The following is a 14,449-nucleotide window of genomic DNA, read 5'->3' as shown; positions in this document are numbered from 1 at the left end:
GGAGGACCACCTTTAAGGGCGGTCCTCCATTCTTGCTTTTCGAAGGGATAGCTGACGAGCCCTTTCTGAAATGACATCTGAGCGGTCGCGCATTAGATGCTTATCAACTATTGATGAATTAGCCATGTTGCTACCTGCGCCCCATATGTACCCTTCGTGCAAACACATGGATTGGCATTGTTCGATCAACCCTTGATCCGCTATCGGAAGATTTATGCTTTCATATGGCTTTTGGGATAACATTCGTTCATGTGTGTCCTCGAGCATTTTGAACAGTTCTTCTGGATCGAGCCCCAACTTCAGGAGCTCGGCCTTTTTAGTGTGGAGATTTGCCAGGGCTTTAGCCAGGGTCCTTGCAGCCCCTTTTTTGTTTCCCCTGCGGTCATGGTACAGGGCAACTGCAATTTGTATGAGCCCGACCCAATGCGAGTCACGCTCTTTTGGAGCGGTTTCCTTCCAATATTCTTCAAGAATTTCATGACATTCGAAGTAATCCCTTGTCCCATGGAAATGGACAAGGAAAGAAAGGTAGTCTTCCGCGTAATTCAATAGGAGCACCCCTTTTGTTTGATGGAATCTCTAAGTAAGGAAAAAAGCCTTTTCCATAGCTTAACACCCGCCATGTATACCCTCTAAGTTTAGCATAGAATTTTTTCTTGGAAAATAAAGAAAGCCGATTGCAAGGCAATCAGCTTGATTCATCAGTCTTCCATTAACACCAAGAAGCACCGACGATAACTAATAAAATGAACAATACTACGATAAACGCGAATCCGCCGCCGTTTCCAAAACCACCTGCACCCATAATGAGTACCTCCTTTGTTCTGCTATTCTTACATTTCTAGGTTATGTTGGATTTTAGAATGTGATTGGGCATCGACCCATTTATCGCAAATCCCTTTTAAGAACTTTTCTAAGGTCTGGAAATTATTATTATTGGATAAAGGGCGGCAATCCACTATACTTGATTAGTGAAAGAAATAGGCCTATTATCGGCCAATTAGATTTAAATGGGGTAATTTAATGGGTTATAATATAAAAATTGACGCTTTCGAAGGTCCGATGGATTTACTCCTGCATTTGATTAATCGCCTGGAAATAGACATCTACGATATTCCGATGGCTGATATTACAGATCAATACCTTGGATACATCCATACGATGCAGCACCTGGAATTGGATGTGGCCAGTGAATATCTGGTGATGGCTGCAACACTGCTTGCCATCAAGAGTAAAATGTTGCTGCCAAAACATGAAGATGAACAATTGGTTGATGAAGATGGGGAAATATTTGAAGAAGATCCACGGGATGAGCTTGTGGAGAAACTATTAGAATATAAAAAGTATAAGTATGCAGCTGAAGAATTTAAAGGGATGGAAGAAGAACGCAGCTTGATGTTCACTAAACCCCCAAGTGATTTATCTGTATATGTTAAAGAAGCGGAAAGTGATAAACAAGAGTTGAACATAAGTCTATACGATATGTTGGGAGCTCTGCAAAAACTGCTGCGAAGGCAAAAAATACAAAAGCCGCTTTATACGAAAGTAACGAAACAAGAGATCTCGATAGAAAAACGAATGGATGAAATCATGATTGAGTTACAATCAATTAAAGGGAAGAAAAGTTTCTTTGAACTGTTTTCGCTTCCGGTTAAAGAGCATATCGTCGTCACTTTTATGGCGGTGCTGGAACTTATGAAACTAAATGAAATCATTGTTGAACAGGAAGATAATTTTTCGGAAATCATGATTGCTGCTAAGGAAGGTGTAGAGCCAGTTGGAAGTTATTAATTGGAAAGGGATTCTTGAGGCATTATTGTTTGCTGCAGGAGATGAAGGACTCTCCGTCAAACAAATTGCCTCTGTCCTTGAAATTACGGAATATCAAGCAACGGACATCGTTGAAAGTTTAAAGGAAGAATATTTATCGGATGTACGCGGGATTCAGGTGATCGAAATAGCGGGTGTTTATCAAATGACGACAAAAAAAGAACACTCGGATTACTTGAAAAGACTAGTGGAAACATCAAACACTCAAGGTTTGTCCCAGGCCGCTTTGGAAACACTCGCAATCATTGCCTATAAGCAGCCGATTACCAGAGCTGAAATTGATGAAATTCGCGGTGTCAAAACGGACCGCCCCATCCATACACTTGTCACTAAAGTCTTAATAAAAGAGGTCGGACGTGCTGAAGGTTCCGGCCGGGCTTATTTATATGGGACAACAAAAGAGTTTTTGGATTACTTCGGCCTGAATTCCATTGATGAATTACCGCCGCTCGCCGATAATTCGGATGATAGCTTTGAAAATGGTGAAGCAGATCTGTTTTTTGAAAAATTTCAGCAAACAATCGAATAACATTTTTCTTTAAATTGTGATAATATAGAAAAAAATGAATGCGGGGGGATTGCGGGTGCAAATTGTAGCATGCAATGGATTTGGCCTTGAAAAAGAAAAGCCAAATTCGCCGGAGGAATTTTTTAACCGATCCGTTATAGAATACATAAAGGATGGAGAAGAAAAGACGCTGAATGTACTGTATCTTCGTTATTTTGATGAGATGGTCACTCGTTGGACTCCTTATCCCGCCAATCCGCTATTCAAAAGTTCTAAGAGAGATATTTATATGGCTGATATCATTGCAATGGTCTGTCTGCTCAAAGACCCGAGCCTGGTTAACCGAAAACGTGTATATATAAATGCAGAAAAAGAGCTAGCCGGTTATTTTGAAAATATAGATTTTGAAAAATTGGAGAAAGTGTTTATATCTATTGACCAAGCTAAACCATATGATATAGAATCACATGTTGACTATTATATTCAATCTTAATCATTTTGAGGAGGGTTCACGGTTGGGGAATACATTGGTTAAATCTCAGCTTGAGGATGTAAAAGGCTTTTTGGAAACGACAGTGGCTCAGCTAGAGGAATTTATAAATGAGACGACCTATACTAAGCTGCAAGAGGAAAAAAGCGGGGATGAAACTTATTATAAAGGGATCCTTTCTAGTTTAAGAAGAATGCTTGTAAGTTGTGAAGAGGGCTTGGAGGCTTGCCAAATCGTTCTTAAAAATGATGTTTTTAATAAAGCTGCAGCTGAAAAGACGCTTTATAGGGTTTATCATCAATGTATCGAAGAATACTTTTCCCCAAAATCGGATCGGTGGTTTGAGGACAGCAGATCTGCCTATACAGGAAAAAACTCGATTAAATTTCACCAAAGTGTGCCAGACAGCATAATAACCATTCTGAAGGCCGTGGAAAGTGGATTCCAGACCATGCGTGAAGAATTGGAGTTTTATGAAACGGATTACCGGACGAAAATGTTACAGTCAAGATAAGGAAACAGCCAGGCTTAATAGGCCTAGCTGTTTTTTTATTTATAAATGGAATCTCCGCTTAATCGAAACATAGAATACTTTGATGATTATGTGCATGAGGGTTAAGAGGAGGTTGAAAGATGTCTGATGTTAGAGATTATGCTAAAGAGGTAAGTGATTGGGTTGATGGAGTCATGGAATATCTTGAGAAGATCGATATCACCGATTCGTCAGTGTTATCAAATATTGAACGGCTTTCCCAGTTGACAAAAGATATGGATGAGGAAGAAATGGATTATGAGGATATGGTCCTGATTGAAGAAGAGATGGCTCGGGTCTATGAAGAAATTGAAGAACTCGCTAGAGAATTCAATATACAGGATAGGCAATCAGTCCCGATTGGGAAGCATACACTTCCGCCGTTACCTTATGCCTATGATGCGTTGGAACCGACGATTTCAAGGGAGATCATGCATCTGCACCATGATAAGCATCATCAAGCATATGTCGATGGGCTGAATAAAGCGGAATTGATGATGAAAAAAGCGAGGGAAACGAAAGATTTCTCCTTGTTGAAACATTGGGAAAAGGAAGCAGCCTTTCATGGGTCAGGCCATTATCTCCATACGCTTTTTTGGGAAGTGATGATTCCAGGAGGAGGCGGACAGCCAAAGGGAGATTTACTTAAACAGATTGAAAAGGATTTTGGAAGCTTTGCAGCTTTTAAAAGTCATTTTAGTGAAGCGGCCAAACAGGTAGAAGGTGTTGGCTGGGCGATATTAGTCTGGGCTCCACGTGCGTGGCGGCTAGAAATACTTCAATCGGAGTTGCATATGGTTTTGACCCAGTGGGATACGATTCCAATCCTTGTTCTTGATGTATGGGAACATGCTTATTACCTACAATATAAAAATAATCGGGCAGCCTATGTGGACAAATGGTGGGACGTTGTAAACTGGCCGCAAACGGCCGTAAGGTTCACGGAAGCGAAGAAGCTGATTTGGAAAAAACAATAACTGATAAAATCCAGGAATGTTTAGGGGAACCAATTTGAAGATACGAGCCGTGACGGTTCGTATTTTTTTTGCTGAAATCCTGTATCAAGAATTTTCTAGGGAAAATATGGCAATGATATAAAAGAATCACCTACCCATTTATTTGCAAACGACTATTGATTCTCATTTGGATATTTTTATTTGATTGAAAAGGGGATGGTATCATCTTTCGAAATAATGAGCATGCGTCTTATTTTAAACCTTGAAATAACATCGGAAATGTGTTAAATATGCTATTTTGAAGTACTATGGGTTTTTAAAAATATTTAATTTATATCAATATAAAAACTGTGACTAATTTGTGAACTTAAAAATTATTAAGGTATATTTATTGACTAGTTTCTATTTAATAATTATTATAAACAGGAGCATATAAAAAAAATAGCTAATTGGAGGAATTTATTATGTCATTGATCAATAAACAAGTAGAAGATTTTAAAGTACAAGCTTACCATGCAGGAGAATTCAAAGAATTTACACTTGAAGATGTTAAAGGAAAATGGGCAGTATTCTTTTTCTACCCAGCTGACTTCTCATTCGTATGTCCAACTGAATTAGCTGATCTTCAAGATAACTACGAAACATTCAAGGAAATTGGTTGTGAAGTTTACTCAGTATCAACAGATACTCATTTCAGCCACAAAGGATGGGCTGATGCTACTGATACAATCGGTAAAATTCAATATCCAATGTTAGCTGACCCAGCAAACGTTTTATCCCGTCAATTCGGTGTATTGATTGAAGAAGATGGATTGGCTCTACGTGGAACTTTCATTGTAAATCCAGAAGGACAAATTAAAGCATACGAAATTAATGACTTAGGGATTGGCCGTAATGCAGAAGAACTAGTAAGAAAAGTTCAAGCTGCACAATTCGTAGCAGAACACGGAGATAAAGTTTGCCCTGCAAAATGGACTCCAGGTGAAGCTACTCTTGAACCAAGCCTGGACCTTGTAGGTAAACTTTAATTTTAAATGGGATGATTCCTTTCTTCAGTTAAAGGGTATATCCAGCAATTGATTACGATTACTGGGACAATTCGTCCGACAAGATTTAATGACAAAAGGCACTTACCTAAAATAAGTGCCTTTTGTTTGTCAAAATAATCAGTTTAGCAGACATTATCATTCAGCAAGGAGAACAAAATGAAAAAAATATATGATTTATTAATTATTGGTGGTGGTCCTGCAGGCCTCTCAGCAGGCGTTTATGCAGGAAGAGCTAAATTAAAGACAATTATTCTTGAAAAAGGAACTGGCGGCGGACAAGCTGCAACTACATCGGAAATAGCCAATTATCCTGGTATCCGCCATATATCGGGCCCAAGGTTAGTTGAAGAAATGAAGCTGCAAAATGAAGATTTTGGGGTTGAGTTTGCCAAAGCTGATGTAACGGGCGTGGATTTCTCCGGTGAGGTAAAAGTGGTTAAAACCCTTGGTGGGGACTACCATTCCCGCGCGGTCATCATTGCAACGGGTGCTTCTCCAAGAACACTAGGATTTCCAGGTGAAGAGGAATTTACTGGTCGCGGTGTAGCTTATTGTTCAACATGTGATGGCGAATTCTTTGAAGGGTTGGAAGTTTTCGTTATCGGGGCAGGATATGCAGCCGCTGAAGAAGCTATATTCCTGACCCGCTTTGCTACAAAGGTTACAATTATCGCACGTGAATCAAGCTTCTCGTGTGCCCCGTCCATTGTTGATAAGGTAATGGCAAATGATAAGATTGAAGTGAAATTCAATACGGAGATCCTAGGGGTATATGGAGATGGGATGATTCAAAGTGCCCGTTTCATCAATAACGCGACTAAAGAAGAATTTGAGTATAAGGCGAAGGAAGAAGACAGTACGTTTGGAGTATTCGTTTTCATAGGTTATGAGCCGAAAACAGAGATTTTCAATGGCCATATCGAAATGGATCATGCGGGTTACATTCTCACTGATGATGATATGAAGACTAATGTGAATGGTGTATATGCGGCAGGCGACCTAAGGCCAAAATCCTTGCGCCAGATTATCACAGCTGTATCTGACGGTGCGATTGCAGCAACGGATGCCGGTAAATATATTGCAGAAGAAAAAGATCGCTTAGGCATTAAAGATGAACCTGAAGTTGAAAAACCGGCCAAAAAAGAACAGGCCGCTGTCCCAGCAGGAAAGAGCGCTTTATTAAGTGATGCGTTACGTGGCCAATTAAAGGGCATCTTCGGCAAGATGGAGAGTGACGTAACATTGGTGTCCATCGTCGATGAAAGTTTGCCGAAATCAGTCGAATTGCGAGACTTCTTGTTGGATGTTGCTGAATTGGGGGACAAGCTTCATCTTGAGTTATACAACAAGGGGGAAAATAAGGAAATCGAAGAAAAAATCAATGCAGATAAGTTCCCTGTCGTTTCCCTCTTAAATTCGAATGGTGAATACAGTGGCGTCAAATACCACGGTGTACCTGGCGGCCATGAGTTGAATTCCTTCATTTTGGCTATCTATAACCTAGCCGGACCTGGTCAAGCATTGGATTCAGTCGTATTGAATTCAATTAAGGGAATCAGTAAAAAAGCGAACATTAAGGTTATGGTTTCATTGGCATGTCACTACTGTCCAGACGTTGTAGTTGGCGCACAGCGTATTGCGATTGAAAACCCTAACGTTGAAGCTGAAATGGTCGATATAAGCAATTTCCAGGAAATTAAGAAGAAATATAAAGTCATGAGCGTGCCGGCCATGATCATCAATGATGAAGAAGTGGTATTCGGCGCTAAGAAAATTGATGAAATCGCAGCGTTATTAGTATGATAGAACACTAAGTCGATAGGGGAATGTCCTCCTATCGATTTTTTTATGGGAAATGACCCTTGAAAATCAGTAGATATCATGCCGGTTTACATTCTTTTATTCATAACCCTTGTCCTTTTGCATAAACTTGTACAAAAACAAGTAAAGAGACGAGGGGGCACTCATGCGTTTTCCATATAAAGGGTTATCAAGTTTGTGTATCGTCATTCTCCTGTTGTCTTTTATGGCACCTGTACAAAGCGTCAATGCAAATGTAGCTGTAAGTGCCCATAGCGCGATTTTAATGGATGAGGATAGCGGAAGGGTCATTTATGAGGTGAATGCTCATGAAAAGAATCGCATAGCAAGCATTACCAAAATAATGACGGCTATCTTGGCTATTGAATCGGGACAAATGGATGAAACAGTTAAGGTAAGCAGCAATGCCTTCGGGACGGAGGGATCTTCCCTTTATTTAAAAGTGGGAGAAAAGATTAAGCTCGAAGATTTGGTTTATGGCTTGATGCTTCGCTCAGGTAATGATGCAGCAGTCGCAATCAGTGAAAAGGTTGGTGGAAGCCTGGATGGATTCGTCTGGATGATGAATCAAAAGGCAGAAGAAATCGGGATGAAAAATACACATTTTTCAAATCCACATGGTCTGGATAATACGAAAAACCATTATTCAACCGCATATGATATGGCCATACTTACTCGTTATGCCATGCAAAATGAAACGTATGCAAAGATTGCCGGCACTAAGGAGCACAGGGCGCATAATTCTACAGAACAATGGGATTATGTATGGAAGAACAAAAATCGCCTGCTTACACAATTATATGAGTATTGCACAGGCGGGAAAACAGGGTATACCAAACTAGCAAAACGTACCTTGGTGACGACGGCAACAAAAAACGAGCATGACCTGATTGCTGTGACATTGAATGGTCCCGATGATTGGAATGATCATATCCAAATGTACGAATCCGCTTTTAAGGATTATAAGCCTACAGAAATTTTACCCGAAGGCATGGTAGAAAATTTGCAAAATAAAATGTATAAAGGGCATGTTTACATTAAAAATGATTTCTCGTACCCACTGACAAAAGAAGAGAGAAAATTGGTCAATGTGAAAATGAAATTATTGAAGCCACAGAAGGTTTGGAAAGATAAAAGGGAAATCCCGGAAGTGGTCGGCAGAGCATCCATTTATCTCGATGGAAAGAAAATAGGAACGCGTTCAATTTTTTATGGGGAATCGAAAGAAAGCTTCAAGCAACAATCATTCCAATCTTCATGGGCTGAGGTATTTGAATCGGTATTGGGACTCGAACGAAATGGTTAATTACATTTGGGTTGGCATGTTTGTGATAGGTATTGTATTCGGCATGATTAATGGGACGATGGATCAGGTCAATGAAGCTCTTTTTGTCAGCGCAAAGGAAGCGGTCACCCTTTGTCTGGGACTGATGAGCATTCTTGTTTTTTGGCTGGGTTTGATGAAAATAGCGGAGGAATCGGGACTGCTTGATAAACTATCCAGCTTGTTCAGGCCATTCATGAGATGGCTGTTCCCTGAAGTGCCGCCAAATCATCCGGCTATGGGATATATACTTTCGAATATGATGGCAAACACATTCGGTTTGGGGAATGCAGCTACACCTCTTGGCATTAAAGCGATGGAGCAGCTAAAGAAACTGAATGGAGGAAAAGCAACGGTCAGCCGCTCGATGGTCACTTTTTTAGCGATCAATACCTCAAGCGTAACGTTGATTCCAACGACTGTCATTGCGATTCGCATGAATTACGATGCCCAATCCCCGACGGACATCGTTTTTCCAACCATAATAGCTACGGCCATTTCTGCCGTTGGAGGAATCGCGATAGATCGATATTTTTATTACAGGAGAAAGAGGAGCGGGAGGGAATAGGATGTTGCACTGGATGACCACCATTTCAATTTGGATGATACCGATTTTGATCCTCAGTATATTACTGTACGGCACATTGAAAAGAGTCCCCACCTATGAGATGTTCGTCGAGGGGGGGAAAGAAGGGATCAACATGTCCTTTTCCCTTATCCCTTTCCTGGTAGGCATGCTTGTGGCGATTTCAGTATTTAGGGCATCAGGCGCCTTGGATTTCATTGTACAATCACTAAACCCATTGCTTTCCCTTCTTCATTTTCCGTCTGAGGTTTTACCCCTTGCGATTATCCGGCCAATATCAGGAACAGCCGCATTAGGAATGACCAGCGACCTGATATCGGTTTATGGACCGGATTCCTTTGTCGGGCGCTTGGCTGCCACGATTCAGGGAAGTACAGACACCACCTTCTATGTATTGACGGTTTATTTTGGAGCCGTCGGAATCAAAAAAATGGGTGATGCCCTTAAGGTTGGTCTTTTGGCAGACTTGATCGGAATCATAGCCGCCGTTATCGTCGTCACATTAGTATTTGGAATGAATTAAAGGTAAGGAAATGGGCGATTCCATTTCTTTTTTTTTTGCCTTTTTCTTAAACGAACCCGTTATGGATAGCTATCAATTTTTTATATGGTTCGAACATTCATCTTAAAGAAACATTTTTTTGTATGGAAAAATAAGCTATGTTACACTCATTATGGAAACCAACCCATTTAACCGTCACATTATTGATGTAATTATAAAAGAAAAGCTCTTAATCGCGAAAAACCTTTTGTTTTTGCCTCTCTATATGTAATAATTGTATGATTGTGTATGTATCGACAATAACAAACGAATGATTATATTATGGGGTGAAGATAGATGGAACGATTACAAAAGGTGATAGCACATGCTGGACTGGCTTCCCGCCGTAAAGCAGAAGAGTTGATTTTAGAAGGTAAGGTAAAAGTGAACGGCAAAGTAGTGAAGGAATTAGGTGTGAAGGTGGGTCCTAATGATAAGGTTCAGGTTAATGAAGTCCCGCTTGAAAAAGAAGCTCCTGTTTATTTCCTATTCTATAAACCGCGCGGTGTCATTTCGGCAGTTTCTGATGATAAGAATAGAAAAGTCGTAACGGACTATTTCCCTTACATCAATGAACGGATTTATCCAGTTGGCCGCTTGGATTACGATACTTCGGGTTTGTTGATTTTAACCAATGACGGAGAATTTGCAAACACGTTAATGCATCCTAAGCATGAAGTGGATAAAGTGTATGTGGCAAAAGTGAAAGGGATGCCTTTGCGTGAAAGCTTGAAAAAGTTGGATAAAGGTATCAAATTGGAGGATGGTAAGACTGCCCCAGCCAAGACTAGGGTATTGTCCACCGACAAAAAAAAGGAAACGGCCATAGTTGAAATCACAATACATGAAGGCCGGAACAGGCAAGTCCGCCGGATGTTTGAAGCAATCGGCCATCCCGTCATAAAATTGAAGAGGGAACAATATGGTTTCTTGACATTGGACGGTTTAACAGCAGGAGATTCCCGTGAGCTGACTCCACATGAAGTTAAATTAATGCGGACTTTAGCAACGACCGAACCAAAACAGCGGAGAATGTAAGAAAGAATTTTTCCTGTATTAATAGGTTGAAACCACTACCCCATTTTTCCCCTGGAGGATTGGGTGGTGGAAAACAACCTGTAAATACCTTTCCTTCATGAATCGGGAAAAGATGTCACAAAACCTTCAGAAATGTAAATAAAATGGACATGGTGTTAAATGGTATAATGGTATGGTTAAATTAGTGTGGCCTTAGGAGGATTTCTATGGATAAAAAGAAGCGACGCCTAATTATCAGGACCATCATTCTCCTGCTTCTAGGTGCAGCTTTAGTGTTTGCCCTTTATACGAACTTCACTAAAGATAAGAATGAAAGTCTGAGTAAACGATCCGATGCACCCAATTTCGTTTTGACTGATATGGAAGGCAAAGAACATAAACTTTCCGATTACAAGGGAAAAGGCGTCTTCCTGAACTTTTGGGGTACATATTGTAAGCCGTGTGAATATGAAATGCCTTATATGGAAAATCAATATAAGAAATTTAAAGACCAGGGCGTTGAGATATTAGCGGTTAATGTCGGGGAATCTGACTATGCTGTCAATAATTTCATCACAAAGCATGATCTTACCTTTCCTGTCATGATCGATAAAGGTAGGGAAGTGGAAAATGCCTATCGCGTGGATATTTTGCCAGTCACCTTTTTGGTTGATAAAGAGGGGAAAGTGATAGATATCATCACCGGAGCTTTGACAGAAGAGAGCATCCAAAAGCATATGGAGAGAATTAAACCATAATATTGGGGAGTTTTTGACATGAAAGAAGTAAAATGCGATTGTGGTCATGTAAATCCATTTGGCACAAAGATTTGTGGGAAATGTGGGATGGTGCTTGGTAACGAAAAAGAAAACAAGCTAATTGATATGCGATATGAAGGAAGTGCAAGGCGTTCACAAACATATAAAAAAACGGTCATCGATAAAATATGGAACTTCTTTTCTTCCGTTAAGGTAGGGGTGACGCTCATTGTCATTGCCTTAGTCGCTTCAGCTATCGGGACGATTTTACCTCAGGAAATGTATATCCCTTCAACGGCGACGCCTGCAGAGCATTATGAACTGGAGTACGGCTGGTTCGGAAAGGTGTATTATGAACTCGGGTTTCATAATTTGTACAGTTCATGGTGGTATTTAATTATCATAGGCATGCTCGGCATATCACTATTGATTGCCAGTATCGATCGGTTCTTTCCCTTATATAAATCGTTAAAAAAACAAGGGGTCACACGTCATGACGGTTTCATGAAACGTCAAAGGATTTTTGGTGTGACAAAGCTTGAAGATCAAGATGTAAACCTTGAAGAAGTAAAGAATAGGCTAAAAAGGCAGCGTTATCATATACGAGAGGAAAACGGTCATATACTTGCCGAAAAGGGTCGTTTTTCACGTTGGGGACCCTATGTAAATCATATTGGACTTATCATTTTCTTAATTGGAGCATTATTGCGTTCTGTCCCTGGGATGTATATTGACAAAGTACTTTGGCTGCGGGAAGGCGAGAGAAAAGAAATCCCGGGTACAAATGGTGAATACTACCTCCAGAATAATGAATTTACCTTAGAGGTATATGACAAAGAAAATGAAGAAGATGAACAATACAGTGCTGCAATAGATAAAACCGGTACGATAGCTAAAACCTATCAATCCGATGTAACGCTCTATGAGCGCAAGGGAGAAACCATACCAGGGGAGAAAGTGGACCTTGATAAGCTTAAAGATTTTAAAATCAAAGTCAATGAACCTCTGAAACATGATCATTATGCCCTCTACCAAGTAGACTATAAACTGGATGAGCTCAGTACGATGTCTTTTAATTTGATAAATAAAGAAACCGAAGAGAAATATGGCAGCTTAAAGGTTGATTTGAATAATCCTGAAAAGAAATACGAGTTGGATGAAGGTTATTCTGTTGATTTGATCAGTTACTTCCCTGATTTCGAGTTCGATGAAAAAGGTGAACCTAGAACGATATCGAAGATTCCGAATAATCCAGCATTTATCTTTAAAATGCATACTCCGGATAAGCCAGAGGGTGAAGTCAGTTTCGTAGCGATTAAAGAGACTGTGGAGCCTTTAGGGGAAAATACATATAAAATGGCCTTTAATGGTGTGGAAACCCAAGATGTCACGGCTTTGACCGTTAGGAAGGATTTAACGCTTTGGATCCTATTCTCTGGTGGAATCATTTTCATGATAGGCGTTGTCCAAGGCTCATATTGGAATCACCGACGTATATGGATTAAAAGGAAAGATGATGAGATATTAATGGCCGGCCATACAAACAAAAACTGGCACGGCATTAAAAGAGATATAGGACAAGCGATAGAATCAACATCTCTTTGCGAACCAACGGATCAACTTGAGGAGGAGAAATCTTCTAATAAGGGGGAAGTTTTAAATGGCTGAATTAAGCAGTAACTTTTTATATGCAGCTTTCTTATCATATCTGATCGCTACCTTTTTATTTGGGGGATCGATAAAGGATAAACGTGGAGCGGAGGAAAAGAAACAAAACAAATGGGCTAAACTTGGCATTTTCATCACCATTCTCGGTTTCGCTGCGCAAATTGGGTATTTCATCACTAGATGGATTGCTGCTGGCCATGCCCCGGTAAGTAACCTGTTCGAATTTACGACCTTTTTCGGAATGATGCTGGTCGGTGCTTTCATACTAATTTATTTCCTTTATAAAACACCTGCACTTGGGTTATTCGCTTTACCGATTGCGTTATTGATAATTGCATACGCAAGTATGTTCCCTACAGAAATTTCGCCGCTCATTCCTGCTTTGCAGAGCGATTGGCTTCATATTCATGTAACGACCGCAGCGGCAGGACAGTCGATCCTTGCGATAAGTTTCGTTGCAGCCATCATTTATTTAATCAAATTCGTCGATCAGTCACAAGCGAGCAAAAGAACGTTTTGGCTTGAAGTCATCATGTTCACATTAGTCAGTACCATCGGTTTCGTCATCATCACTTCTACTTTTGCCGCCATGGATTATAAGGCGAATTTTGATTGGGTCGATAAAAAAGGTGTGCCAGCTAAGCAAGAATTTAACCTTCCTGCACTTGTAGGTCCCCATGAAGGGGAACTAACCGAGACGGATCGGTTTGAACCACTGGTGAACATGCCTGCCCTGATCAATGCCAAGAAACTGAATACAGTCATTTGGTCAATCGGTATGGGACTCGTCCTGTATGGTCTAATAAGATTGATTGCCCGTAAAAGAGTGGCAGCATTGATTAAGCCGATCGTTAAAAATGTGAATTTGAATTTATTGGACGAGATTAGTTATCGTTCAGTCCTTATCGGTTTTCCGATCTTTACACTCGGTGCCCTCATTTTTGCAATGATCTGGGCTCAAGTGGCCTGGACACGATTCTGGGGCTGGGATCCGAAAGAAGTCTGGGCTCTGATTACTTGGTTGTTTTATGCGGCCTTTTTACATCTGCGCATGTCAAAGGGGTGGCAAGGGGAAAAATCAGCATGGCTTGCCGTCATCGGTTTTGCCATAATGATATTTAACTTGATATTTGTTAATCTTGTTATTGCTGGTTTGCATTCATATGCTTGATTCTGTATTGTAATAATTAGATGAAGGGGGTCTTTTGATAGAAACGTCGAGGGTTGGCTTGTCGATTTTTCTAGAGAATGATCCCTTTTTCCGTCCTCACTTTATATATGATATTTCAGTGAAATACCCACTATGAATTCACAGAGGAAACGGGTGAGGTCTTTTTTTGTGACAATATGGTGAAAGGTCCATAAAAGC

16 protein-coding genes are annotated in these 14,449 nt (G+C 40.3%); 14 read left to right on the top strand and 2 right to left on the bottom strand.

The annotated features are described in order from the left end of the window. Nucleotides 1-12: 12 nt before the first annotated feature. Together ABIE66_RS17530 and ABIE66_RS17525 are read right to left on the bottom strand one after the other, a co-directional pair. Nucleotides 13-549, bottom strand: a complete 537-nt coding sequence (locus tag ABIE66_RS17530; RefSeq protein ID WP_370015723.1) for a DUF309 domain-containing protein — start codon at nt 547-549, stop codon at nt 13-15. Nucleotides 550-712: 163 nt separating this feature from the next. Beyond that, entirely contained in the window at nt 713-805 is a 93-nt protein-coding gene (locus ABIE66_RS17525; RefSeq protein ID WP_072273196.1) for a YjcZ family sporulation protein, read from the bottom strand. Nucleotides 806-1,023: 218 nt separating this feature from the next. On the opposite strand from ABIE66_RS17525, the gene ABIE66_RS17520 reads away from it, so the two are divergent. From ABIE66_RS17520 to ccsB, 14 genes are all read left to right on the top strand, one after another. Beyond that, complete coding sequence (locus ABIE66_RS17520) at nt 1,024-1,791, top strand: segregation/condensation protein A (RefSeq protein WP_289315780.1); 768 nt, start codon at nt 1,024-1,026, stop codon at nt 1,789-1,791. Next, entirely contained in the window at nt 1,778-2,359 is a 582-nt protein-coding gene (gene scpB, locus ABIE66_RS17515; RefSeq protein WP_289315781.1) for an SMC-Scp complex subunit ScpB, read from the top strand. Before ABIE66_RS17520 ends, scpB begins: the two co-directional genes overlap by 14 nt. Before the next feature lie 55 nt (nt 2,360-2,414). After that, nucleotides 2,415-2,831: a hypothetical protein gene (locus tag ABIE66_RS17510; protein WP_289325646.1), complete on the top strand. Its 417-nt coding sequence runs from the start codon at nt 2,415-2,417 to the stop codon at nt 2,829-2,831. Nucleotides 2,832-2,853: 22 nt separating this feature from the next. After that, entirely contained in the window at nt 2,854-3,342 is a 489-nt protein-coding gene (locus tag ABIE66_RS17505) for a YpuI family protein (protein WP_289315783.1), read from the top strand. Between the two features lie 119 nt (nt 3,343-3,461). Beyond that, nucleotides 3,462-4,337 (top strand): superoxide dismutase, encoded by an 876-nt coding sequence (locus tag ABIE66_RS17500; RefSeq protein ID WP_370015720.1) that lies wholly within the window; start codon nt 3,462-3,464, stop codon nt 4,335-4,337. 443 nt (nt 4,338-4,780) lie between these two features. Beyond that, complete coding sequence (ahpC, locus tag ABIE66_RS17495) at nt 4,781-5,344, top strand: alkyl hydroperoxide reductase subunit C (protein WP_370015719.1); 564 nt, start codon at nt 4,781-4,783, stop codon at nt 5,342-5,344. A gap of 177 nt (nt 5,345-5,521) precedes the next feature. After that, a complete protein-coding gene (locus ABIE66_RS17490; RefSeq protein WP_289315785.1) occupies nt 5,522-7,168 on the top strand; it encodes an FAD-dependent oxidoreductase in 1,647 nt (548 codons plus the stop codon). 163 nt (nt 7,169-7,331) lie between these two features. After that, nucleotides 7,332-8,492: a D-alanyl-D-alanine carboxypeptidase family protein gene (locus tag ABIE66_RS17485; RefSeq protein WP_370015718.1), complete on the top strand. Its 1,161-nt coding sequence runs from the start codon at nt 7,332-7,334 to the stop codon at nt 8,490-8,492. Continuing rightward, nucleotides 8,485-9,078: a nucleoside recognition domain-containing protein gene (locus ABIE66_RS17480; RefSeq protein ID WP_289315787.1), complete on the top strand. Its 594-nt coding sequence runs from the start codon at nt 8,485-8,487 to the stop codon at nt 9,076-9,078. The genes ABIE66_RS17485 and ABIE66_RS17480 overlap by 8 nt, the downstream gene beginning before the upstream one ends. A gap of 13 nt (nt 9,079-9,091) precedes the next feature. Beyond that, a complete protein-coding gene (locus ABIE66_RS17475; RefSeq protein ID WP_370017073.1) occupies nt 9,092-9,619 on the top strand; it encodes a spore maturation protein in 528 nt (175 codons plus the stop codon). Nucleotides 9,620-9,934: 315 nt separating this feature from the next. After that, nucleotides 9,935-10,675: a 23S rRNA pseudouridine(2605) synthase RluB gene (rluB, locus tag ABIE66_RS17470; RefSeq protein WP_289315789.1), complete on the top strand. Its 741-nt coding sequence runs from the start codon at nt 9,935-9,937 to the stop codon at nt 10,673-10,675. Between the two features lie 206 nt (nt 10,676-10,881). Next, nucleotides 10,882-11,412: a thiol-disulfide oxidoreductase ResA gene (resA, locus tag ABIE66_RS17465; protein WP_370015717.1), complete on the top strand. Its 531-nt coding sequence runs from the start codon at nt 10,882-10,884 to the stop codon at nt 11,410-11,412. Nucleotides 11,413-11,430: 18 nt separating this feature from the next. Beyond that, entirely contained in the window at nt 11,431-13,080 is a 1,650-nt protein-coding gene (gene resB / locus ABIE66_RS17460; protein WP_289325640.1) for a cytochrome c biogenesis protein ResB, read from the top strand. Then, nucleotides 13,073-14,251, top strand: a complete 1,179-nt coding sequence (ccsB, locus tag ABIE66_RS17455; protein ID WP_289315792.1) for a c-type cytochrome biogenesis protein CcsB — start codon at nt 13,073-13,075, stop codon at nt 14,249-14,251. The genes resB and ccsB overlap by 8 nt, the downstream gene beginning before the upstream one ends. Nucleotides 14,252-14,449 lie beyond the last annotated feature (198 nt).

The organism is Peribacillus sp. B2I2, assembly GCF_041261685.1.
Taxonomy (GTDB): Bacteria; Bacillota; Bacilli; order Bacillales; family DSM-1321; genus Peribacillus.
Note: the sequence above shows the minus strand (reverse complement) of the source record. Positions and strands in the feature narration are given on the sequence as shown.